This is a genomic window from Martinezella tropici (assembly GCF_008370325.1).
Taxonomy (GTDB): Bacteria; Pseudomonadota; Alphaproteobacteria; order Rhizobiales; family Rhizobiaceae; genus Rhizobium; species Rhizobium tropici_B.
On sequence record NZ_VNIP01000024.1, the window covers coordinates 1 to 21,956 of the forward strand.

At 58.9% G+C, this 21,956-nt stretch carries 18 protein-coding genes and 1 tRNA gene; 17 read left to right on the forward strand and 2 right to left on the reverse strand.

The window, feature by feature from the left end:
- Positions 1-110: 110 nt before the first annotated feature.
- Positions 111-620, forward strand: coding sequence for an AAA family ATPase (locus FP026_RS29820; protein ID WP_149638148.1), 510 nt, complete (start codon positions 111-113; stop codon positions 618-620).
- 14 nt (positions 621-634) lie between these two features.
- Here FP026_RS29820 and FP026_RS29825 read toward each other — a convergent pair whose 3' ends face one another.
- On the reverse strand, positions 635-1,165 hold the full coding sequence (locus tag FP026_RS29825; protein WP_149638149.1) for a GrpB family protein: 531 nt from the start codon (positions 1,163-1,165) through the stop codon (positions 635-637).
- 156 nt (positions 1,166-1,321) lie between these two features.
- Here FP026_RS29825 and FP026_RS29830 point away from each other — a divergent pair, with 156 nt between their 5' ends.
- The 12 genes from FP026_RS29830 (at position 1,322) to rpoC (ending at position 16,761) form a co-directional block, all read left to right on the forward strand.
- Positions 1,322-2,215, forward strand: a complete 894-nt coding sequence (locus FP026_RS29830; RefSeq protein ID WP_149638150.1) for an NAD-dependent epimerase/dehydratase family protein — start codon at positions 1,322-1,324, stop codon at positions 2,213-2,215.
- A 329-nt stretch (positions 2,216-2,544) separates the two neighbouring features.
- The gene (locus FP026_RS29835; protein WP_149638151.1) at positions 2,545-3,231 is read left to right on the forward strand and encodes a glycosyltransferase; all 687 of its coding nucleotides are present in this window, start codon (positions 2,545-2,547) and stop codon (positions 3,229-3,231) included.
- A gap of 5 nt (positions 3,232-3,236) precedes the next feature.
- Positions 3,237-4,112, forward strand: a complete 876-nt coding sequence (locus FP026_RS29840; protein ID WP_188112720.1) for a 3-deoxy-manno-octulosonate cytidylyltransferase — start codon at positions 3,237-3,239, stop codon at positions 4,110-4,112.
- Between the two features lie 200 nt (positions 4,113-4,312).
- Positions 4,313-4,388 (forward strand) — tRNA-Trp (locus FP026_RS29845).
- A gap of 196 nt (positions 4,389-4,584) precedes the next feature.
- Positions 4,585-4,785, forward strand: coding sequence for a preprotein translocase subunit SecE (secE, locus tag FP026_RS29850; RefSeq protein ID WP_112341906.1), 201 nt, complete (start codon positions 4,585-4,587; stop codon positions 4,783-4,785).
- 18 nt (positions 4,786-4,803) lie between these two features.
- The gene (gene nusG, locus FP026_RS29855) at positions 4,804-5,334 is read left to right on the forward strand and encodes a transcription termination/antitermination protein NusG (RefSeq protein ID WP_004123460.1); all 531 of its coding nucleotides are present in this window, start codon (positions 4,804-4,806) and stop codon (positions 5,332-5,334) included.
- Between the two features lie 214 nt (positions 5,335-5,548).
- Positions 5,549-5,980, forward strand: a complete 432-nt coding sequence (gene rplK / locus FP026_RS29860; protein ID WP_149638152.1) for a 50S ribosomal protein L11 — start codon at positions 5,549-5,551, stop codon at positions 5,978-5,980.
- Between the two features lie 4 nt (positions 5,981-5,984).
- Positions 5,985-6,683: a 50S ribosomal protein L1 gene (gene rplA, locus FP026_RS29865; protein ID WP_149638153.1), complete on the forward strand. Its 699-nt coding sequence runs from the start codon at positions 5,985-5,987 to the stop codon at positions 6,681-6,683.
- A gap of 331 nt (positions 6,684-7,014) precedes the next feature.
- The gene (gene rplJ, locus FP026_RS29870) at positions 7,015-7,533 is read left to right on the forward strand and encodes a 50S ribosomal protein L10 (protein WP_004123444.1); all 519 of its coding nucleotides are present in this window, start codon (positions 7,015-7,017) and stop codon (positions 7,531-7,533) included.
- A 58-nt stretch (positions 7,534-7,591) separates the two neighbouring features.
- The gene (rplL, locus tag FP026_RS29875) at positions 7,592-7,972 is read left to right on the forward strand and encodes a 50S ribosomal protein L7/L12 (RefSeq protein ID WP_112803993.1); all 381 of its coding nucleotides are present in this window, start codon (positions 7,592-7,594) and stop codon (positions 7,970-7,972) included.
- 262 nt (positions 7,973-8,234) lie between these two features.
- Complete coding sequence (gene rpoB / locus FP026_RS29880; RefSeq protein WP_149638154.1) at positions 8,235-12,377, forward strand: DNA-directed RNA polymerase subunit beta; 4,143 nt, start codon at positions 8,235-8,237, stop codon at positions 12,375-12,377.
- Between the two features lie 175 nt (positions 12,378-12,552).
- Entirely contained in the window at positions 12,553-16,761 is a 4,209-nt protein-coding gene (rpoC, locus tag FP026_RS29885; RefSeq protein ID WP_149638155.1) for a DNA-directed RNA polymerase subunit beta', read from the forward strand.
- A gap of 118 nt (positions 16,762-16,879) precedes the next feature.
- Here the strand turns inward: rpoC and FP026_RS29890 are convergent, their stop codons facing one another.
- Positions 16,880-17,173 (reverse strand): hypothetical protein, encoded by a 294-nt coding sequence (locus FP026_RS29890; RefSeq protein ID WP_047637046.1) that lies wholly within the window; start codon positions 17,171-17,173, stop codon positions 16,880-16,882.
- Positions 17,174-17,681: 508 nt separating this feature from the next.
- On the opposite strand from FP026_RS29890, the gene rpsL reads away from it, so the two are divergent.
- The 4 genes from rpsL to tuf all read left to right on the forward strand — a co-directional run.
- Positions 17,682-18,053 (forward strand): 30S ribosomal protein S12, encoded by a 372-nt coding sequence (gene rpsL / locus FP026_RS29895; protein WP_003507760.1) that lies wholly within the window; start codon positions 17,682-17,684, stop codon positions 18,051-18,053.
- Between the two features lie 79 nt (positions 18,054-18,132).
- On the forward strand, positions 18,133-18,603 hold the full coding sequence (rpsG, locus tag FP026_RS29900) for a 30S ribosomal protein S7 (RefSeq protein ID WP_034513449.1): 471 nt from the start codon (positions 18,133-18,135) through the stop codon (positions 18,601-18,603).
- A gap of 30 nt (positions 18,604-18,633) precedes the next feature.
- Entirely contained in the window at positions 18,634-20,733 is a 2,100-nt protein-coding gene (gene fusA / locus FP026_RS29905; RefSeq protein WP_149638156.1) for an elongation factor G, read from the forward strand.
- Positions 20,734-20,799: 66 nt separating this feature from the next.
- Positions 20,800-21,956, forward strand: a 1,157-nt coding sequence (tuf, locus tag FP026_RS29910; protein WP_149638157.1) for an elongation factor Tu, incomplete at its 3' end; no start/stop codon positions are given.

Here is a 21,956-nt window from a genome sequence, read left to right on the forward strand (position 1 = left end):
TACCGTCGGCGCAGGCATCGTTGCCTCCATCGTCGAGTAATCTTCGGATTATTCCTTTATAAGAGGCCCCGCTGGAAACAGCGGGGCCTTTTCGCGTTCGGAGGTGTTGCATGAGCCTGATCATTCTGACCGGCGCTTCGGGTTCGGGAAAGACCGCAATCGCGCAGGCGATGGCCAGGGACCATGCCTCTACCTTAGCCGTCCATCATTTCGACAGTATCGGCGTGCCGTCGCTTGACGCCATGATCCGTGACCATGGTTCGCCCGAGGGCTGGCAGCGGGACAAGACCGTGGAATGGCTGGCGCGGCTTGCGCCACAGCTGCAAAAGGGTAGGGCCATTCTTCTCGAAGGACAGATGCGGCCATCCTTCATCAAGGAGGCAGCGGCCGCTGCCGATATCGATGACTATCGTCTGTTATTGATCGATTGCGACGACACAACGCGGACCCATCGCTTGACGGTCGAGCGAGGCCAGCCGGAGCTTGCCGACGCGAACATGATGAACTGGGCAGCCTATCTGCGCCGTGAAGCCCAGGCAAATGGCTGCGAGATCCTCGACACGAGCCGTCTCTCGATCGAGCAGAGCGTGGATGCGGTGCTGAAACATCTGTTCCGATAGCCTCAAACTCATCATCACCGAGTGGTGATATGGCTCGTCAGCGTGAGTTCTTCCTTCGCACGGCGCATGATATCCGCAACGAAATCGCTCTTCCCGCCGGTATAATGATCCCAGTCGCCATTGGCCTCGTTGGCGAGCCGGCGCTTCAATATTGCGTAGCCAGCTGCGAATTCGGGATGTGCGCGCAGATAGTCGCGGAAGAGGAGGCGTTTTCGATGAGCCTCGTTACCCGGCAGGCAAAGATAGAGCCGCGTGCCATAGGGTGTCTCGTCCCTGGTGAAGGCCCATCGGTCGGCATCGTGCAGATCGCCGTGAAAGCGAAATCCGTCTTTCTTCAGGCGTTGCGTAGCGTCGAGCCTCGCATCGTTGGAAGAAAGAATAGCGTCGATATCGAGCTTGGGCTTGGCGCATAGGCCCGACACGGCGGTGCTGCCGATGTGATGGAATTCGGCGGGGTGGGCAAACAGCAGGCCGATTGCTTTGCTTCTATGTTCGAAGAGAAGAGGCCATTGCGGGTCGTATTCGACAAGCGTGATTGCCCGCATCCGCGCCTTCTCCTCTGGCAATGGCCGCCATTCCCAATGTGCATGGCCGTCTTGATTCGATTATTTTGCCGAAGGAGCCCCCGCTCACCAAGGCTTGTCTTGCGAAATGAGCGCAAGGGCCTATGTATCGCTCGATTTTCCAAGGAGGAGATTTTCATGAAGAAACGTATTTTGTTCACGGGCGGAAGTGGCAAGGCCGGACGTCACGCGGTTCCGTGGCTGGTGAATGCCGGCTACGAAGTCCACAATGTCGACCTCGTGCCGCTGAACAGCCCCGGCGTCACCAATCTGCAGGTCGATGTCACCGATGCGGGACAAGTTTACGATGTCCTGACCATGCACCGCGATTTTCCCGATCTCGATCAGGGCAAAGGCGTACAGCCTTTCGACGCCGTCGTACATTTCGCCGCCATACCGCGCATTCTGATCAAGCCCGATAACGAGACGTTCCGCATCAACACGATGAGCACCTACAATGTCATCGAGGCGGCTGCAAAGCTTGGCGTCAAGAAGATCATTGTCGCTTCAAGTGAGACGACCTACGGCGTCTGCTTTGCCGAAGGCCATCGCGACTTCCATCAGTTCCCGCTGGAAGAAGACTATGATGTCAACCCGATGGATTCCTATGGTCTGTCCAAGGTCGTGAATGAGAAGACGGCTCGGGCTTTCGCCGAGCGTTTCGGCATCGACATCTATGCGCTGCGCATTGGCAATGTCATCGAGCCGCATGAATACGAGCGCTTTCCCGAGTTTTTCGCTAACAGCGAAATCCGCAAACGCATCGCCTGGAGCTATATCGACGCCCGCGACCTCGGCCAGATCGTCCATCTCTGCATCGAAAAGGATGGCCTCGGTTTCCAGGTGTTCAACGCTGCGAACGACACGGTCTCGGCCAACACGCCGTCACGCGAGCTTGCCGCGAAGCATTTTCCGAACGTACCTTTCACCCGCGAAATCGGTGAATATGAGGGGCTTTTGTCCAACCGTAAGATTCGTGAAGTGCTGGGCTTCAAGGAAGAGCATAACTGGCGGAACTATGTGAAGGCCTAGCAAGCTGCCTTTGAAGCATTCCCGGCGCTCTCTCGCAGCGCTGGGCGGGGACAGGCAAGGGGAGCAGCTATGCTGCCTCTCCATTTGTTACGCAGCAAAACCAAAAATGCTTCCCCAAACACTCGACAAATATCGCCGTTTATTTAAGTAGGGTTGCGTTCGCGAAGCATCTCCTAGAGATTGCAGCGCATGGCCCGGTATATCCGCGCCCTGTTTCGAACCAGCACCCTCCGGCCGACGTGCTTCAAGGGTGAGCAGAGCGCGATTTGCGTCGCGACGAAAGATAGTTGCCGGCTGATCTGCAAGCGCTCAGTCGTTTCGGAGGTATCATGAAGGATAACGTTGCACGTATTTTTGTCGGTTTCGATTCCAAGGAAGTCGTGGCCTATCACGTCCTGACGCAGAGCATCATCGAGCGCTCGTCGATCCCGGTGGTCTTCTCGCCGATCGTGCTCAACAATCTCGACGGCATCTTCACGCGTGAGCGCAATCCGCTGCAATCGACCGAGTTTTCCTTCTCGCGCTTCCTCGTGCCCTACCTCAGCGACTATCAGGGCTGGAGCATCTTCATGGATTGCGACATGCTCGCGCGCGCCGATATCGCCGAGCTCTGGGCCTTGCGGGATGACCGCTATGCCGCCATGTGCGTCAAGCACGACTACCAGCCGAAGATCGAAACCAAGTTCCTCGGCCAGACACAGACCAAATACGAGAAGAAGAACTGGTCGAGCATGATCCTGTTCAACAATGCCAAGTGCACGGCATTGACGCAGGATTTCGTCAACACGGCAACCGGTCTCCAGCTCCATCAGTTCAAATGGCTGGAAAGCGACGACCAGATCGGCGAGGTACCGGTGACCTGGAACTATCTCGTCAACGAATACGACCGCCGCGACGATGCCAAGCTCGTGCATTTCACCGATGGCGGACCGTATTTCGACGAATATCGCAATGATGATTACGCCGAAGAGTGGTTCGCCATGCGCGACCGTATGCTGCACGTCCAGCAGAAGTGAACGATTTGGATCATAAGAAGACCGGAAGTATCGATGTCGGCATACCGGCTGCGGGTTCCGCGGCCGGCCTGAACGGCGCTGACGAATGGCGGACCATATTGGCTGGGTTTTCCCATATCGTTCTGGTCGCCAATAGCGACGCGGTCGATATTGCGAACCTGCAGGAGCAGTTTCCGGAAACTGCGCTCTTCGTCTTCTTTAACAAGGTCTACAAGGTCCTCGACCGCCCGTTTCATAGGCATTCGCTGCTGATCTCGCGCGGCCAGCCGCGCGGGGCAAACATCGTCTATCGCGGTGAGGTGGGCGAGGTCGTGAAATTCTTTCCGAAGGAATATTTCCTCGGCATCATGAATATCAGGCTCGGACCGGAAGAGAAGCTCAATCCGGCGGCAGACTTCCAGGGCGCGCCGACCGGTCATCTCGATCTGGTCGGTTTCTGCTCCGATTTTTATACGGAAGGCAAGACGCCGACGAGCGGCTTTGCCCTGGCGCTCTGGCTCAGCGATCTGAAGCTGCCAGGCGCGATCGTGCTCGCCGGCTTTTCGGCCAGGCGCAGTCAGAAGTGGAGGGTGGTCTCCGTCCATGATTGGAACTTCGAGCAGACGTTCCTGCGCCTGTTTGCCCGGCTTGGAAAGATCACCATCCATGGCGGGGTTGCGCTGAACCCCTATATCCGGCTTGCGCAGCGTTTCAGCGAACTGCCGCCGGGCGAAATTTCGCTGGCTGCCGCGGAAGTGCTTTCGGAACGGCTCGGCAATACGGATGCCGAAGTGGACAAGCTGATCTCCCTGACGAATGTGATTCGCTCCGCCGATAATGTCCTGCGCCGGCTCAGGCCGAAGTTTCTCAAGCGCAAGCCGAAAGGCTCTTCCGGAGAATAGCGAAGCCGAAACGCCGTTCCACCGGCCTTGCCCTTCGCAAGGGCGTCCAGCCATGCGAATATGCTCCGTCCGAAGTTGCGGGTTCGATTGGGAAAAACAAAAAACGCTCTTGCCAATCGTTTCGTCCCGTCTTAAAGGGAGCGCCATGTCTTCGAACTGCTCGGGCGGTCCACCGCTCGAAGCGAATAGTCGAAGGAAGAAGGGGTATAGCTCAGTTGGTAGAGCGGCGGTCTCCAAAACCGCAGGTCGTAGGTTCGAGCCCTGCTGCCCCTGCCATTTTTCTTGATTTGACTGGCGCGTCGTTTTCGCTGCTTCTCAGGTTGAGGATTATGCCGAACCGGCGGCAAATTTTAGAAAACACCGTATTGCCTCTTGTTAATTCGGGAATCGGTGTTTATGTAGGGTTCAACAGACACGCGGTGCGTGGGGCTGATATGTTCAGCTTTACGCGCCGTAATTGCGTGGGCAGTCAATGGCATCCAAAACGAATCCACTAGCGTTTCTGCAGCAGGTGCGCTCCGAGACGTCGAAAATCACTTGGCCGTCACGCCGCGAGACCATGATCTCGACGGTGATGGTGCTTGTCATGGTTGTTTTCGCCTCGCTGTTTTTCTTCGCTGCCGACCAGCTCATTGGCTGGATTCTCGGCTATGTGCTGAATACCGGCAATTGATATCGGGTGGAGATGAACATGGCGGCACGTTGGTACATCGTCCACGCTTATTCTAATTTTGAAAAGAAAGTGGCTGAATCCATTGAGGAGAAGGCCAGGCAGAAGGGTCTCGAGCATCTGTTCGAGAAGATCCTTGTGCCGACCGAGAAGGTCGTTGAGGTCCGTCGCGGCCGTAAGGTCGATAGCGAGCGCAAGTTCTTCCCGGGTTACGTGCTGGTGCGCGCCAACCTGACGGATGAAGCCTATCACCTGATCAAGAATACGCCGAAGGTGACTGGCTTCCTCGGCTCCGACAATAAGCCTGTTCCGATTCCGGATTATGAAGCCGAGCGCATTCTCGGTCAGGTCCAGGAAGGCGTCGAACGGCCGAAGGCTTCCGTATCCTTCGAGATCGGCGAGCAGGTCCGCGTTTCCGATGGTCCGTTCGCTTCGTTCAACGGCACGGTTCAGGATGTGGACGAAGAGCGTTCGCGCCTGAAGGTGGAAGTGTCGATTTTCGGCCGCGCTACGCCGGTCGAGCTGGAATACAGCCAGGTCGAGAAGGTCTGATTGTCTTTGGTTTGAAGGGTTGGCCTGGCGGCTGGCCTTTCGTTCGAGTTTGGATATGAGTGATCGCTTACTTATATCTCGCGGCGAAGCCGCAATCCGCGTGGAAGGGTAGGGTCTTAGCCGGGCCTGGTAATCCGCACCACGCAACCGCAGCCGCCGGAGCGATCCGGCATCAGTCGGCCGGGCAACCGGTCAAGTAGAAAGGCAGAGAGAAATGGCTAAGAAAGTTGCAGGCCAGCTCAAGCTGCAGGTTAAGGCCGGCTCGGCGAATCCGTCGCCGCCGATCGGTCCTGCGCTTGGTCAGCGTGGCATTAACATCATGGAATTCTGCAAGGCGTTCAATGCCGCCACGCAGGAAATGGAAAAGGGTATGCCGATTCCGGTCGTCATCACCTACTACCAGGATAAGTCCTTCACCTTCGTCATGAAGCAGCCGCCGGTCAGCTACTTCCTGAAGAAGGAAGCGAAGATCCAGTCCGGCTCGAAGACCCCGGGCAAGGGCGCCAAGGCTGGCACCCTGAGCAAGGCTCAGGTCAAGGCGATCGCCGAAGCCAAGATGAAGGATCTGAACGCCGCCGATATCGAAGGCGCAATGGCCATGATCGAGGGCTCCGCCCGCGCCATGGGCCTGGAAGTGGTAGGTTAAGACCATGGTAGCAAAGCGTATTCAGAAGATTCGTGAAGGCGTCGATCCGACCAAGCTCTACGCTCTGGATCTGGCCATCGGCATGGTCAAGGAACGTGCCGTCGCCAAGTTCGACGAGACCGTTGAAATCTCGATGAACCTCGGTGTTGACCCGCGTCACGCCGACCAGATGGTTCGCGGCGTCGTCAACCTGCCGAACGGCACCGGCCGTACGGTTCGCGTTGCCGTCTTCGCTCGCGGCGCCAAGGCTGACGAAGCCAAGGCTGCCGGCGCAGACATCGTCGGCGCGGAAGACCTGGTCGAAATCGTTCAGGGCGGCAAGATCGATTTCGATCGCTGCATCGCGACCCCGGACATGATGCCGCTCGTCGGCCGCCTCGGTAAGGTTCTCGGCCCGCGCGGCATGATGCCGAACCCGAAGGTCGGCACCGTCACGATGGACGTCAAGGGTGCTGTTGAAGCTTCCAAGGGCGGCGCTGTCGAGTTTCGCGTCGAGAAGGCTGGTATCGTCCATGCCGGTATCGGCAAGGCTTCCTTCGACGCCAAGGCTCTGGAAGAAAACATCCGCGCCTTCGCCGACGCCGTCATCAAGGCGAAGCCGGCTGGCGCCAAGGGCAACTACGTCAAGCGCGTAGCGATCTCCTCGACCATGGGTCCGGGCGTCAAGATAGAGCCGTCGTCGGTCACGGCGCCGAGCGCCTGATTGGTTTTGCCGGGCGGTAAGCCCGGCTTTTAAGAATTCCCGGCCTTTCGGGGCCGGGATTTCCGGAGAAATCCGGAATTCCTGTCCGAGATTGCAGGTGGTTATCCCTTAATCACTTAAGCCTGCATGAGACGGGTAAGACCCGAATTTTGAAGAAGCATCGCTTCGATGAACTCGGTTCGAGCCTTGGATGCCTTGTGCCTTGGAGCCGTTCGGCTCGAGCGCGAGGGGACAGGATCCTCAAGCGTCGCTTGGGATCTGAATTGATCCCAGGAGGCAAAAGGCAACCCGGCAGGTCCGTTAACCCGGTCCTGTCAACTGGAGAAAAGCAGTGGAAAGAGCGGAAAAACGCGAATTCGTCACGGAACTGAACGAAGTCTTCAAGGCTTCGGGCTCGGTTGTCGTGGCCCACTATGCTGGTGCTACAGTCGCTCAGATGAACGATTTCCGTTCCAAGATGCGCGCTGCTGGCGGCACCGTCAAAGTCGCGAAGAACCGCCTGGCCAAAATTGCTCTTCAGGGCACGGATGCGGAAGGGATTTCCAATCTCTTCACGGGTCAGACGCTGATCGCATACAGCACTGATCCGATTACCGCTCCGAAGGTCGTCGTGGATTTCGCCAAGGGCAACGATAAGATCGTTGTTTTGGGCGGCGCCATGGGAACAACAACGCTCAACGCCGAAGGTGTAAAGTCGCTCGCGACCCTGCCTTCGCTGGACGAGCTGCGCGCGAAGCTGCTGGGCATGATCCAGACTCCGGCTACCCGCATCGCAGGTGTTGTTGCAGCGCCGGCAAGTCAGCTTGCTCGCGTGTTCTCGGCCTACGCCAAGAAGGACGAAGCCGCGTAAGGCGGTTTTTCGCTGTTCATAACCAACCAGTTCGAACCGAACAAAAGGAACTACAAAAATGGCTGATCTCGCAAAGATCGTAGACGACCTCTCCTCGCTGACCGTTCTCGAAGCCGCAGAACTGTCGAAGCTTCTGGAAGAAAAGTGGGGCGTTTCCGCCGCTGCTCCGGTAGCTGTTGCTGCCGTTGCCGGTGGTGCTGGCGCTGCTGCTGCCGTTGAAGAAGAAAAGACCGAGTTCGACGTCATCCTCACGGATGCCGGCGCGAACAAGATCAACGTCATCAAGGAAGTCCGCGCCATCACCGGCCTGGGCCTCAAGGAAGCCAAGGACCTCGTTGAAGCCGCTCCGAAGGCTGTCAAGGAAGCCGTTTCCAAGGCTGAAGCCGCTGACATCAAGAAGAAGCTCGAAGACGCCGGCGCTAAGGTCGACGTTAAGTAAGCTTGAAACTGCTTTGGGAGGTGGCATTTTGCTACCTCCCATTTGCCGTTTTTCTGAACGAATTACCCAAAAGCCGCGGGCAAAACGGCTTTTGGGTAATGGGTTCTTCAAGAGGATGGTCTCAAACCGAACCGCGACGCAATCCGGCTGAGCGGTTTTCGGTTAGATAGACGAGATTGAACTACTCATTGATTGATGGGGTCGCCTGGCCAGCGATTCCCATCCGTTGCAGGCCCGGGTGCAGGATTTTAAAGGAGCGACGATGGCTCAGACCCTTTCGTTCAACGGTCGCAGGCGCGTACGCAAGTTTTTTGGTAAGATTCCCGAAGTCGCAGAGATGCCGAACCTCATCGAGGTTCAAAAGGCGTCCTACGATCAGTTTCTCATGGTCGAAGAACCGAAGGGCGGCCGCCCGGACGAAGGTCTTCAGACTGTCTTCAAGTCGGTTTTCCCGATCACCGATTTCTCCGGCGCTTCCATGCTGGAGTTCGTTTCCTATGAGTTCGAACCGCCGAAGTTCGACGTCGATGAGTGCCGCCAGCGCGACCTGACCTATGCCGCGCCGCTGAAGGTGACCCTCCGTCTGATCGTGTTCGATATCGACGAGGATACGGGCGCGAAGTCCATCAAGGACATCAAGGAACAGAGCGTCTACATGGGCGACATGCCGCTCATGACGAACAACGGTACGTTCATCGTGAACGGCACCGAGCGCGTGATCGTGTCCCAGATGCACCGTTCGCCGGGCGTCTTCTTCGACCACGACAAGGGCAAGAGCCATTCTTCCGGCAAGCTGCTCTTCGCCGCTCGCGTCATCCCGTATCGCGGCTCCTGGCTCGATATCGAGTTCGACGCCAAAGACATCGTCTATGCCCGTATCGACCGCCGCCGTAAGATTCCGGTGACGTCGCTGCTGATGGCGCTCGGCATGGACGGCGAAGAAATCCTGTCGACCTTCTACACGAAGTCGCTCTACGAGCGCTCCGGCGATGGCTGGCGCATTCCCTTCAAGGCGGAAACGCTGAAGGGCGCCAAGACCGTCACAGACATGATCGACGCCGATACCGGCGAAGTCGTTGTCGAAGGCGGCAAGAAGCTCACGCCGCGCCTGCTGCGTCAGCTGCAGGACAAGGGCCTCAAGGCTCTGAAGGCGACGGATGAAGAGCTGTACGGCCTCTTCCTGGCGGAAGACATCGTCAACTTCCAGACCGGTGAGATCTATCTCGAAGCCGGCGACGAAATCGACGAGAAGACCCTGCCTGTTATCCTCAACGCCGGTTTCGACGAGATCCCGGTTCTCGGCATCGACCACATCAACGTCGGCGCCTACATCCGCAACACGCTGTCTGCCGACAAGAACGAGAACCGTCAGGACGCTCTGTTCGACATCTACCGCGTCATGCGTCCGGGTGAACCGCCGACCATGGAATCGGCCGAAGCCATGTTCAACTCGCTGTTCTTCGATGCGGAGCGTTACGATCTCTCCGCCGTCGGCCGCGTGAAGATGAACATGCGCCTCGACCTCGACGTCGAAGACACCGTCCGCATCCTGCGCAAGGACGACATCCTGGCCGTGGTCAAGATGCTCGTCGAGCTGCGCGACGGCAAGGGCGAGATCGACGATATCGACAACCTCGGCAACCGCCGCGTCCGTTCGGTCGGCGAGCTGATGGAAAACCAGTATCGTCTGGGTCTGTTGCGCATGGAACGTGCGATCAAGGAGCGTATGTCCTCGATCGAAATCGACACGGTCATGCCGCAGGATCTGATCAACGCCAAGCCGGCCGCCGCTGCCGTCCGCGAATTCTTCGGCTCCTCGCAGCTGTCGCAGTTCATGGACCAGGTGAACCCCCTTTCGGAAATCACCCACAAGCGCCGTCTCTCGGCTCTTGGCCCGGGTGGTCTGACCCGCGAGCGCGCGGGCTTCGAAGTCCGCGACGTTCATCCGACGCACTACGGTCGTATTTGCCCGATCGAAACGCCGGAAGGTCCGAACATCGGTCTCATCAACTCGCTGGCGACCTTTGCCCGCGTCAACAAGTACGGCTTCATCGAAAGCCCTTATCGCCGCATCATCGACGGTAAGGTGACCAACGACGTGCTCTACCTCTCCGCCATGGAAGAGGCGAAGTACTACGTTGCTCAGGCCAACGCTGAGCTCGACGCCGACGGCTCCTTCATCGAGGAATTCGTCGTTTGCCGTCATGCCGGCGAAGTCATGCTCGCTCCGCGCGACAACATCAACTTGATGGACGTCTCGCCGAAGCAGCTGGTTTCGGTCGCCGCCGCTCTGATCCCGTTCCTGGAAAACGATGACGCCAACCGCGCGCTCATGGGCTCGAACATGCAGCGTCAGGCCGTGCCGCTTCTGCGTGCCGAAGCCCCGTTCGTCGGCACAGGCATGGAGCCGGTGGTCGCGCGTGACTCCGGTGCTGCCATCGGCGCCCGCCGCGGCGGCGTGGTCGACCAGGTCGACGCAACGCGTATCGTTATCCGCGCCACGGAAGACCTCGATCCGTCGAAGTCCGGCGTCGATATCTATCGCCTGATGAAGTTCCAGCGTTCGAACCAGAACACCTGCGTCAACCAGCGCCCGCTGGTGACCGTCGGTGACGTGGTCAACAAGGGCGATATCCTGGCAGACGGTCCGTCGACCGATCTCGGCGATCTGGCTCTCGGCCGGAACGTGCTGGTCGCGTTCATGCCGTGGAACGGCTACAACTACGAAGACTCGATCCTGCTCTCCGAGCGTATCGTTGCCGACGACGTGTTCACCTCCATCCACATCGAAGAATTCGAAGTGATGGCGCGCGACACCAAGCTCGGTCCGGAAGAAATCACCCGCGATATTCCGAACGTTTCGGAAGAAGCGCTGAAGAACCTGGACGAAGCCGGCATCGTTTACATTGGCGCCGAAGTCCAGCCGGGCGATATCCTCGTCGGCAAGATCACGCCGAAGGGCGAAAGCCCGATGACGCCGGAAGAAAAGCTCCTGCGCGCCATCTTCGGTGAAAAGGCCTCCGACGTTCGCGACACCTCCATGCGCATGCCGCCCGGCACCTACGGTACGGTCGTCGAAGTTCGCGTCTTCAACCGTCACGGCGTCGAAAAGGACGAACGTGCCATGGCGATCGAGCGCGAAGAAATCGAACGTCTCGCCAAGGACCGCGACGACGAGCAGGCGATCCTCGACCGCAACGTCTACGGCCGCCTGGTCGAGATGCTGCGCGGTCAGGTTGCTCTTGCTGGTCCGAAGGGCTTCAAGAAGGGCACGGAACTGTCGAACGCCGTTGTTTCGGAATATCCGCGTTCGCAGTGGTGGATGTTCGCCGTCGAGGACGAAAAGGTCCAGAGCGAGCTGGAAGCCTTGCGTGGCCAGTACGACGAATCCAAGTCGCGCCTCGAACAGCGCTTCATGGACAAGGTCGAGAAGGTCCAGCGCGGCGACGAAATGCCTCCGGGCGTCATGAAGATGGTCAAGGTCTTCGTCGCTGTGAAGCGCAAGATCCAGCCGGGCGACAAGATGGCCGGCCGTCACGGGAACAAGGGCGTGGTCTCGCGCATTGTTCCGGTGGAGGACATGCCGTTCCTGGAAGACGGTACGCATGTCGATATCGTGCTGAACCCGCTGGGCGTTCCCTCGCGCATGAACGTTGGTCAGATTCTCGAAACGCACCTTGGCTGGGCTTGCGCCGGCATGGGTCGCCAGATCGGTGAACTGATCGAAGCCTACAAGGCAAGCGGCAACATCGAGCCTCTGCGCAAGACGATCGACATGGTCGTCGGCGACGGTCCGAAGAGCGACGACGTGCACGAGTATGACGATGCGTCGGTTCTGCGTCTGGCAGACCAGTGGAAGCGTGGCGTGTCCATCGCGACCCCGGTCTTCGATGGCGCCGGCGAAGTGGACGTCAACGAGATGCTGGAAATGGCAGGTCTCAAGCAGACTGGCCAGTCGACACTGTACGACGGTCGTACAGGCGAGCAGTTCGACCGCCAGGTTACGGTTGGCTACATCTACATGCTGAAGCTGAACCACCTTGTCGACGACAAGATCCACGCCCGTTCGATCGGTCCGTACTCGCTCGTCACCCAGCAGCCGCTGGGCGGTAAGGCACAGTTCGGCGGTCAGCGCTTCGGCGAAATGGAAGTCTGGGCGCTTGAAGCTTACGGTGCAGCCTACACGCTGCAGGAAATGCTCACGGTCAAGTCGGACGACGTGGCCGGCCGTACGAAGGTCTACGAAGCCATCGTTCGTGGCGACGACACCTTCGAAGCGGGCATTCCGGAAAGCTTCAACGTTCTCGTCAAGGAAATGCGCTCGCTGGGTCTCAGCGTCGAGCTGGAAAACTCCAAGGTCGACGATCTGCAGACGGCAAACCAGCTTTCGGACGCAGCCGAGTAATAGCCTGTCAGGGTGCGCGCTGTCGGTCAGCGCGCACCGTTGGAATATTGCAGCGCCGTCGACGTCCCTTTGGATGCATGGCGCCGCAAGGCGGTTTTAAAGCGTCAGGCCGGTTCCCGGGATTTTCCGGCACTGTTCGCAATTCGAGGGCGTTTCGCCCCTAAAGGAGATAGGCATGAACCAAGAGGTCATGAATCTTTTCAATCCGCAGATGCCTGCGCAGAATTTCGATTCCATCCGGATCTCGATTGCGTCGCCGGAGAAGATTCTTTCCTGGTCTTATGGCGAGATCAAGAAGCCGGAGACGATCAACTATCGTACGTTCAAGCCGGAACGCGATGGTCTCTTCTGCGCGCGCATCTTCGGGCCGATCAAGGACTACGAGTGCCTGTGCGGCAAGTACAAGCGCATGAAGTACAAGGGCATCATCTGCGAAAAGTGCGGCGTCGAAGTTACGCTGTCGCGCGTTCGCCGTGAGCGCATGGGCCATATCGAGCTTGCCGCTCCCGTTGCCCACATCTGGTTCCTGAAGTCGCTGCCTTCGCGCATTTCGACGCTGCTCGACATGACGCTGAAGGATGTCGAGCGCGTTCTCTACTTCGAAAACTACATCGTCACCGAGCCGGGCCTGACCGCTCTCAAGGAGCATCAGCTTCTCTCGGAAGAAGAGTACATGCTCGCCGTCGACGAATATGGCGAAGACCAGTTCACCGCCATGATCGGCGCTGAAGCGATCTACGAGATGCTGGCCAGCATGAACCTCGAAAAGATCGCCGGCGACCTGCGTTCCGAGCTTGCCGACACCACGTCGGATCTCAAGCAGAAGAAGCTGATGAAGCGCCTGAAGATCGTCGAGAACTTCATGGAGTCGGGCAACCGTCCGGAATGGATGATCATGAAGGTCGTCCCGGTCATCCCGCCGGACCTGCGTCCGCTGGTTCCGCTCGATGGCGGCCGCTTCGCGACGTCGGATCTGAACGATCTGTATCGCCGCGTCATCAACCGTAACAATCGTCTGAAGCGCCTCATCGAACTGCGCGCTCCGGGCATCATCATCCGCAACGAAAAGCGCATGCTGCAGGAATCTGTCGATGCGCTGTTCGACAACGGCCGCCGTGGCCGCGTCATCACCGGCGCCAACAAGCGTCCGCTGAAGTCGCTGTCCGACATGCTCAAGGGCAAGCAGGGCCGCTTCCGCCAGAACCTGCTCGGCAAGCGCGTCGACTATTCCGGCCGTTCGGTCATCGTGACGGGTCCGGAGCTGAAGCTGCATCAGTGCGGCCTGCCGAAGAAGATGGCGCTCGAGCTGTTCAAGCCGTTCATCTATGCCCGCCTCGACGCGAAGGGTTATTCCTCGACCGTCAAGCAGGCCAAGAAGCTGGTTGAAAAGGAAAAGCCGGAAGTCTGGGATATCCTCGACGAGGTCATCCGCGAGCATCCGGTTCTCCTGAACCGCGCACCGACGCTGCATCGCCTGGGCATCCAGGCCTTCGAACCCACGCTGGTCGAAGGCAAGGCCATCCAGCTGCACCCGCTCGTCTGCACGGCCTTCAACGCCGACTTCGACGGCGACCAGATGGCTGTTCACGTGCCGCTCTCGCTGGAAGCCCAGCTGGAAGCCCGCGTGCTGATGATGTCGACCAACAACATCCTGCATCCGGCAAACGGCGCGCCGATCATCGTTCCTTCGCAGGACATGGTTCTCGGCCTGTATTACCTGTCGATCCTGAACCAGAACGAGCCGGGCGAAGGCATGGCCTTCTCCGACCTCGGCGAGCTGCATCACGCCCTCGAAAACAAGGTCGTGACGCTGCACTCGAAGATCCGCGGCCGTTTCAAGTCTGTCGACGAAGAGGGCAAGCCCTATTCGAAGATCTACGAGACGACGCCTGGCCGCCTGCTGATCGGCGAACTGCTGCCGAAGCACGGCAAGGTGACCTTCGACATCTGCAACCAGGAAATGACCAAGAAGAACATCTCCAAGATGATCGACACGGTCTACCGTCATTGCGGCCAGAAGGACACGGTCATTTTCTGCGACCGCATCATGCAGCTTGGCTTCTCTCATGCCTGCCGCGCCGGCATTTCGTTCGGCAAGGACGACATGGTTATCCCGGATACCAAGGTTAAGATCGTCGGCGATACCGAAGCGCTCGTGAAGGAATACGAGCAGCAGTACAATGACGGCCTGATCACCCAGGGCGAGAAGTACAACAAGGTCGTCGACGCTTGGGGCAAGGCCACGGAAAAGGTCGCCGAAGAAATGATGGCCCGCATTAAGGCCGTCGAATTCGACGAGAAGACCGGTCGCCAGAAGCCGATGAACTCGATCTATATGATGAGCCACTCGGGTGCTCGTGGTTCTCCGAACCAGATGCGCCAGCTGGGCGGCATGCGCGGCCTCATGGCCAAACCGTCGGGCGAAATCATCGAGACGCCGATCATCTCGAACTTCAAGGAAGGCCTGACCGTTAACGAGTACTTCAACTCGACCCACGGTGCCCGTAAGGGTCTGGCCGATACCGCCTTGAAGACCGCAAACTCCGGTTACCTGACCCGCCGTCTCGTCGACGTCGCGCAGGATTGCATCGTCACGCACGTCGATTGCGGCACCGAGAACGGCCTCACCATGACCGCCATCGTCGATGCCGGTCAGGTCGTCGCCTCGCTCGGCGCCCGCATCCTCGGCCGCACCGCCCTGGACGACATCGATCATCCGGTCACGGGTGAGCGTATCGTCGACGCCGGCAAGATGATCCTCGAGCCGGATGTCATCGAGATCGAGAAGGCTGGTATCCAGTCGATCCGCATCCGTTCGGCGCTGACCTGCGAAATCCAGACGGGCGTCTGCTCGGTCTGCTACGGCCGTGACCTTGCTCGCGGTACGCCTGTCAACATCGGCGAAGCTGTCGGCGTCATCGCCGCACAGTCGATCGGTGAACCGGGCACGCAGCTGACCATGCGTACCTTCCACTTGGGCGGCACGGCGACCGTGGTCGACCAGTCGTTCCTGGAAGCCTCCTACGAGGGCACGGTTCAGATTAAGAACCGCAACATGCTGCGCAACTCGGAAGGCAACCTCGTTGCCATGGGTCGCAACATGACGGTCCAGATCCTGGACGAACGTGGTGTCGAACGCTCTTCGCAGCGCGTTGCTTACGGCTCGAAGCTGTATGTCGACGAAGGTGACAAGGTGAAGCGCGGTCAGCGTCTGGCGGAGTGGGATCCCTATACCCGTCCGATGATGACGGAAGTGGCCGGTACGGTTCACTTCGAAGACGTCGTCGACGGTCTCTCGGTTCTCGAAGCGACCGACGAGTCCACCGGCATCACCAAGCGTCAGGTTATCGACTGGCGCTCGACGCCGCGCGGCTCGGATCTCAAGCCGGCGATCGTCATCAAGGACGCCAGCGGTAACGTTGCCAAGCTGTCGCGTGGCGGTGAAGCCCGCTTCCTGCTCTCTGTCGAAGCGATCCTGTCTGTCGAGCCGGGCACGAAGGTGTCGCAGGGTGACGTTCTCGCCCGTTCGCCGCTGGAAAGCGCCAAGACGAAGGACATCACCGGTGGTCTGCCGCGCGTTGCCGAATTGTTCGAGGCTCGTCGTCCGAAGGATCACGCCATCATCGCTGAGATCGATGGTACGATCCGCCTCGGCCGCGACTACAAGAACAAGCGTCGCGTCATCATCGAGCCGGCGGAAGACGGTGTCGAGCCGGTCGAGTACCTGATCCCGAAGGGCAAGCCCTTCCACCTTCAGGACGGCGATTATATCGAAAAGGGTGACTACATCCTCGACGGTAATCCGGCGCCGCACGACATCCTGGCGATCAAGGGCGTGGAAGCTCTGGCTTCCTACCTGGTCAACGAAATCCAGGAAGTCTACCGCCTGCAGGGCGTTGTCATCAACGACAAGCACATCGAAGTGATTGTCCGTCAGATGCTGCAGAAGGTGGAGATCACCGATGCAGGCGACAGCCAGTACATCGTCGGCGACAACGTCGATCGTATCGAGCTGGACGACGCCAACGACCGCCTGATCGAAGAAGGCAAGAAGCCTGCTTATGGCGATCCGGTTCTGCTCGGTATCACCAAGGCATCGCTGCAGACGCCGTCCTTCATCTCGGCCGCATCCTTCCAGGAAACGACGAAGGTGCTGACCGAAGCTGCAATCGCCGGCAAGACCGACGGCCTGCAGGGCCTGAAGGAAAACGTCATCGTCGGCCGCCTCATCCCGGCCGGTACCGGCGGTACCATGACGCAGATCCGCCGTATCGCCACGGCGCGCGACGAGCTCATCCTGGAAGAGCGTCGCAAGGGCACGGGTGCCAACGTCGCAACGCCGATGCTGCAGGATCTCGCAAGCGAGAACAGCCCGGCCGAGTAAGCGGCACGGGATCGGAAAAAATCAAAACCGCCCGGAGCAATCCGGGCGGTTTCTTTTTGTACGGCAATGAAATCGGATGGGCGAGGGGAGGTTGCCTCCACAAGGGGAGGCTGATCTCTTAGCGGAAGCGAATGATCGCGACTTCGCCTTCAAGCGCGCCCTGATAGGCGGAAGCGTGCGGCTCCTCGTCCGGTATATCGGTCAGCAGACCGATCTGATCGAGGTCGGCCTCGATGAAGCCTTCTTCGGCTAGCGCGTTCAGCGCCTCGCGCACGGCGGTATCATCGTCAGGCGCTTTCAACATGACATGCAGGTCGATGCCTTCGCCGCCATCGGACTCGTATCCCTTGCCGATGATGATGAAGACCATGGGGCCGTCGGAATTGTTGTCGTTGTCTGGCGCAGTAATCATGGGTCTTCCTTCGGGAGTGTCGAATCGCCCCGGCGATTCTCTCAGGCAGCCGGGTTTGGCGGATGGAAATGTCCTCCTTTGATTCCTTATAGGGATTTTGATGAAATACCAAAGTCCATCTTGCCGAAGGGACTGCATTTCCGTATCAAACGCGTCAAATGGCTGGTTTGCCCGGCCTTTTCGGGCTGTATGACAAAGATAATTTCTTAACCGGCCTTGACGAACCGGCGGGAAACCAGTAGTACCGCCGCCATCGGAACCCATGTGAGGCATGGCTGTTCGGGGCGACGCGCCCTGGAGTTCACCTCAAACAAGGTTCTAAACGCACGTTGAAGACACGAATGCTGCACGCAAGACGCCTGAACAGCGTCCTCTGCTTTTTCTGTGGTCCATCTGCGAAAGCGGATCGGGCCACGTTTTGCGCATTGAGACGATCGTGTGTCGTTGCCGGTGACGGCGAAAATGAAGCCCGTAAGGGTGTCGAGATAGATTTACAAGGGATGGTTGAATGCCTACCGTAAACCAGCTGATCCGCAAGCCTCGCCAGGCGCAGGTAAAGCGTAACAAGGTTCCCGCTCTCCAGGAGAACCCGCAGAAGCGCGGCGTTTGCACCCGCGTCTACACGACGACGCCGAAGAAGCCGAACTCGGCTCTGCGTAAGGTCGCAAAGATCCGCCTGACCAACGGCTTTGAAGTCATTGGTTACATTCCCGGTGAAGGTCACAACCTTCAGGAGCACTCTGTCGTCATGATCCGTGGCGGCCGCGTCAAGGACCTTCCGGGTGTCCGTTATCACATCATCCGCGGAGTTCTCGATACCCAGGGTGTCAAGAACCGCAAGCAGCGCCGTTCGAAGTACGGTGCGAAGCGTCCGAAGTAATTCGGATTTGGATAATCCGGCGCTGCGCGAGGTTCTCCGCGTGGTTTAGCGCCGCTAACAGTTGAGAGACGAGAAGTACATGTCCAGACGTCACAGAGCAGAAAAGCGCGAGATCAACCCGGACCCGAAGTTCGGCGATCTGGTTGTTACCAAGTTCATGAATGCCATCATGCTCGACGGCAAGAAGTCCGTAGCTGAAAACATCGTATACGGCGCATTCGACGCCGTGCAGGGCAAGGCAAAGCAGGAGCCGCTCGGCGTGTTCCATCAGGCTTTGGATAACATCGCTCCGCACGTTGAAGTCCGCTCGCGCCGCGTTGGCGGTGCTACGTACCAGGTTCCGGTCGATGTTCGTCCGGAGCGTCGTCAGGCTCTGGCCATTCGCTGGCTGATCGCAGCTGCTCGCAAGCGTAACGAAACGACCATGGTCGATCGCCTCAGCGGCGAACTTCTCGATGCCTCCAACAACCGCGGCGCCGCCGTCAAGAAGCGCGAAGACACGCACAAGATGGCTGATGCCAACCGTGCGTTCTCGCATTATCGCTGGTAATCCCGAACGGTTTCGGAAAGGCAGTCCACAATGGCTCGCGAATATAAAATCGAAGACTACCGCAATTTCGGTATCATGGCGCATATCGACGCCGGCAAGACCACGACCACCGAACGTATTCTTTACTACACCGGTAAGTCGCACAAGATCGGCGAAGTGCACGACGGCGCAGCCACCATGGACTGGATGGAGCAGGAGCAGGAGCGTGGCATCACGATCACCTCTGCTGCCACCACGACCTTCTGGAAGGGCCGTGACGGCAAGACCCGCCGCTTCAACATCATCGACACCCCCGGCCACGTCGACTTCACCATCGAAGTCGAGCGTTCGCTGCGCGTTCTCGATGGCGCCATCGCTCTGCTCGACGCCAACGCAGGCGTTGAGCCGCAGACGGAAACCGTCTGGCGTCAGGCTGAGAAGTATCATGTTCCGCGCATGATCTTCTGCAACAAGATGGACAAGACCGGCGCTGACTTCTATCGCTCGGTCGAGATGATCAAGACCCGGCTCGGCGCCACCGCCGTCGTCATGCAGCTGCCGATCGGCGCTGAAAGCGACTTCAAGGGCGTCATCGACCTGATCGAGATGAACGCTCTCATCTGGCGCGACGAATCGCTCGGCGCTCAGTGGGACGTCGTCGAAATCCCGGAAGACATGAAGGCCAAGGCTGCTGAATACCGCGAAAAGCTGATCGAGACCGTTGTCGAGATCGACGAAGCCGCGACCGAAGCCTACCTCGAAGGCAATCTGCCTGACAACGATCAGATCCGCGCGCTCGTCCGTCGCGGCACCATCGACGTCAAGTTCCATCCGATGTTCTGCGGCACCGCCTTCAAGAACAAGGGCGTTCAGCCGCTGCTCGACGCTGTTGTCGATTACCTGCCGTCGCCGCTCGACATTCCGGCGATCAAGGGTATTGACTTCAAGACGGAAGCCGAAATCGAACGCCATGCTGACGACAGCGAGCCGTTGTCCATGCTGGCATTCAAGATCATGAACGACCCCTTCGTTGGTTCGCTCACCTTCGCCCGCATCTACTCCGGCAAGCTCGAAAAGGGCGCATCGGTCATCAACACGGTCAAGGACAAGCGCGAGCGCGTCGGCCGCATGCTGCAGATGCACTCGAACTCGCGTGAAGACATCGAAGAAGCCTTCGCTGGCGACATCGTCGCTCTGGCCGGCCTCAAGGAAACGACCACTGGTGATACGCTCTGCGACCCGCTGAAGCCGGTTATCCTCGAGCGCATGGAATTCCCCGAGCCGGTCATCCAGATCGCGATCGAGCCGAAGACCAAGGGCGACCAGGAAAAGATGGGCCTCGCGCTCAACCGTCTGGCCGCAGAAGATCCGTCCTTCCGCGTGAAGACGGACCAGGAATCTGGCCAGACGATCATCGCCGGCATGGGTGAACTGCACCTCGACATCATCGTCGACCGCATGCGTCGTGAATTCAAGGTTGAAGCGACTGTCGGCGCGCCGCAGGTTGCTTACCGCGAAACCATCACGCGTCAGACGGAAAAGGACTACACCCACAAGAAGCAGTCGGGTGGTACCGGTCAGTTCGCTCGCGTCAAGATCGTGTTCGAACCGAACCCGGACGGCGACGACTTCAAGTTCGAGTCCAAGATCGTCGGCGGTTCTGTTCCGAAGGAATACATCCCGGGCGTTCAGAAGGGTATCGAAAGCGTTCTGTCTTCCGGTCCGCTGGCTGGCTTCCCGATGCTCGGCGTCAAGGCGACGCTCATCGACGGTGCGTTCCACGATGTTGACTCGTCGGTTCTGGCCTTCGAAATCGCTTCCCGCGCTTGCTTCCGTGAAGCAGCCCGCGAAGCTGGTGCTCAGCTCCTCGAGCCGATGATGAAGGTCGAAGTCGTAACGCCGGAAGATTACGTCGGTGACGTCATCGGCGACCTGAACTCGCGTCGTGGCCAGATCCAGGGCCAGGAAAGCCGCGGTATCGCCGTTGTCATCAACGCGAACGTCCCGCTGGCGAACATGTTCAAGTACGTCGATAACCTGCGCTCGATGTCTCAGGGCCGTGCACAGTACACGATGACCTTCGATCATTACGCGCCGGTTCCGTCGAACGTCGCACAGGAAATCCAGGCAAAGTATTCCGGTCAGAAGTGACCGGAATACCAATTGACCGATAACAAGAATTGATCCCCCAGGGGACAGGAAAACGGAGAGCCGAAAATGGCAAAGAGTAAGTTTGAGCGCAATAAGCCGCACGTTAACATCGGGACGATCGGTCACGTTGACCACGGCAAGACGTCGCTGACGGCAGCGATCACGAAGTACTTCGGCGAGTTCAAGGCGTATGACCAGATCGACGCTGCTCCGGAAGAAAAGGCTCGCGGCATCACGATCTCGACGGCGCACGTTGAGTATGAGACGCCGAACCGCCACTATGCGCACGTCGACTGCCCCGGCCACGCCGACTATGTGAAGAACATGATCACCGGTGCCGCGCAGATGGACGGCGCGATCCTGGTTTGCTCGGCCGCCGACGGCCCGATGCCGCAGACGCGCGAGCACATCCTGCTTGCCCGCCAGGTTGGCGTTCCGGCGATCGTCGTGTTCCTGAACAAGGTCGACCAGGTTGACGACGCAGAACTTCTCGAGCTGGTCGAGCTCGAAGTTCGCGAACTTCTGTCGTCCTACGACTTCCCGGGCGACGACATTCCGGTCGTCAAGGGTTCGGCGCTTGCTGCTCTTGAAGATTCGGACAAGAAGATCGGCGAAGACGCGATCCGCGAGCTGATGGCTCAGGTTGACGCCTACATCCCGACGCCTGAGCGTCCGATCGACCAGCCGTTCCTGATGCCGATCGAAGACGTGTTCTCGATCTCGGGCCGTGGTACGGTTGTGACGGGCCGCGTCGAGCGCGGTATCGTCAAGGTTGGTGAAGAAGTCGAAATCGTCGGCATTCGTCCGACGTCGAAGACGACGGTGACCGGCGTTGAAATGTTCCGCAAGCTGCTCGATCAGGGCCAGGCCGGCGACAACATCGGCGCGCTGATCCGCGGTGTGAACCGTGACGGCGTCGAGCGTGGCCAGATCCTGTGCAAGCCGGGTTCCGTCAAGCCGCACAAGAAGTTCATGGCTGAGGCCTACATCCTGACGAAGGAAGAAGGCGGCCGTCATACGCCGTTCTTCACGAACTACCGTCCGCAGTTCTACTTCCGCACGACGGACGTGACGGGCATCGTTACGCTTCCGGAAGGCACGGAAATGGTCATGCCGGGCGACAACGTCACGGTTGCGGTTGAGCTGATCGTTCCGATCGCGATGGAAGAAAAGCTGCGCTTCGCGATCCGCGAAGGCGGCCGTACCGTCGGCGCAGGCATCGT

Excerpts from the sequence above, each read along its gene's own strand:
- FP026_RS29820 (WP_149638148.1), top strand. The coding sequence starts at position 111 with ATGAGCCTGATCATTCTGACCGGCGCTTCGGGTTCGGGAAAGACCGCA.
- FP026_RS29825 (WP_149638149.1), bottom strand. The coding sequence starts at position 1,165 with ATGCGGGCAATCACGCTTGTCGAATACGACCCGCAATGGCCTCTTCTC.
- FP026_RS29830 (WP_149638150.1), top strand. The coding sequence starts at position 1,322 with ATGAAGAAACGTATTTTGTTCACGGGCGGAAGTGGCAAGGCCGGACGT.
- FP026_RS29835 (WP_149638151.1), top strand. The coding sequence starts at position 2,545 with ATGAAGGATAACGTTGCACGTATTTTTGTCGGTTTCGATTCCAAGGAA.
- secE (WP_112341906.1), top strand. The coding sequence starts at position 4,585 with ATGGCATCCAAAACGAATCCACTAGCGTTTCTGCAGCAGGTGCGCTCC.
- nusG (WP_004123460.1), top strand. The coding sequence starts at position 4,804 with ATGGCGGCACGTTGGTACATCGTCCACGCTTATTCTAATTTTGAAAAG.
- rplK (WP_149638152.1), top strand. The coding sequence starts at position 5,549 with ATGGCTAAGAAAGTTGCAGGCCAGCTCAAGCTGCAGGTTAAGGCCGGC.
- rplA (WP_149638153.1), top strand. The coding sequence starts at position 5,985 with ATGGTAGCAAAGCGTATTCAGAAGATTCGTGAAGGCGTCGATCCGACC.
- rplL (WP_112803993.1), top strand. The coding sequence starts at position 7,592 with ATGGCTGATCTCGCAAAGATCGTAGACGACCTCTCCTCGCTGACCGTT.
- rpoB (WP_149638154.1), top strand. The coding sequence starts at position 8,235 with ATGGCTCAGACCCTTTCGTTCAACGGTCGCAGGCGCGTACGCAAGTTT.
- rpoC (WP_149638155.1), top strand. The coding sequence starts at position 12,553 with ATGAACCAAGAGGTCATGAATCTTTTCAATCCGCAGATGCCTGCGCAG.
- FP026_RS29890 (WP_047637046.1), bottom strand. The coding sequence starts at position 17,173 with ATGATTACTGCGCCAGACAACGACAACAATTCCGACGGCCCCATGGTC.
- rpsL (WP_003507760.1), top strand. The coding sequence starts at position 17,682 with ATGCCTACCGTAAACCAGCTGATCCGCAAGCCTCGCCAGGCGCAGGTA.
- rpsG (WP_034513449.1), top strand. The coding sequence starts at position 18,133 with ATGTCCAGACGTCACAGAGCAGAAAAGCGCGAGATCAACCCGGACCCG.
- fusA (WP_149638156.1), top strand. The coding sequence starts at position 18,634 with ATGGCTCGCGAATATAAAATCGAAGACTACCGCAATTTCGGTATCATG.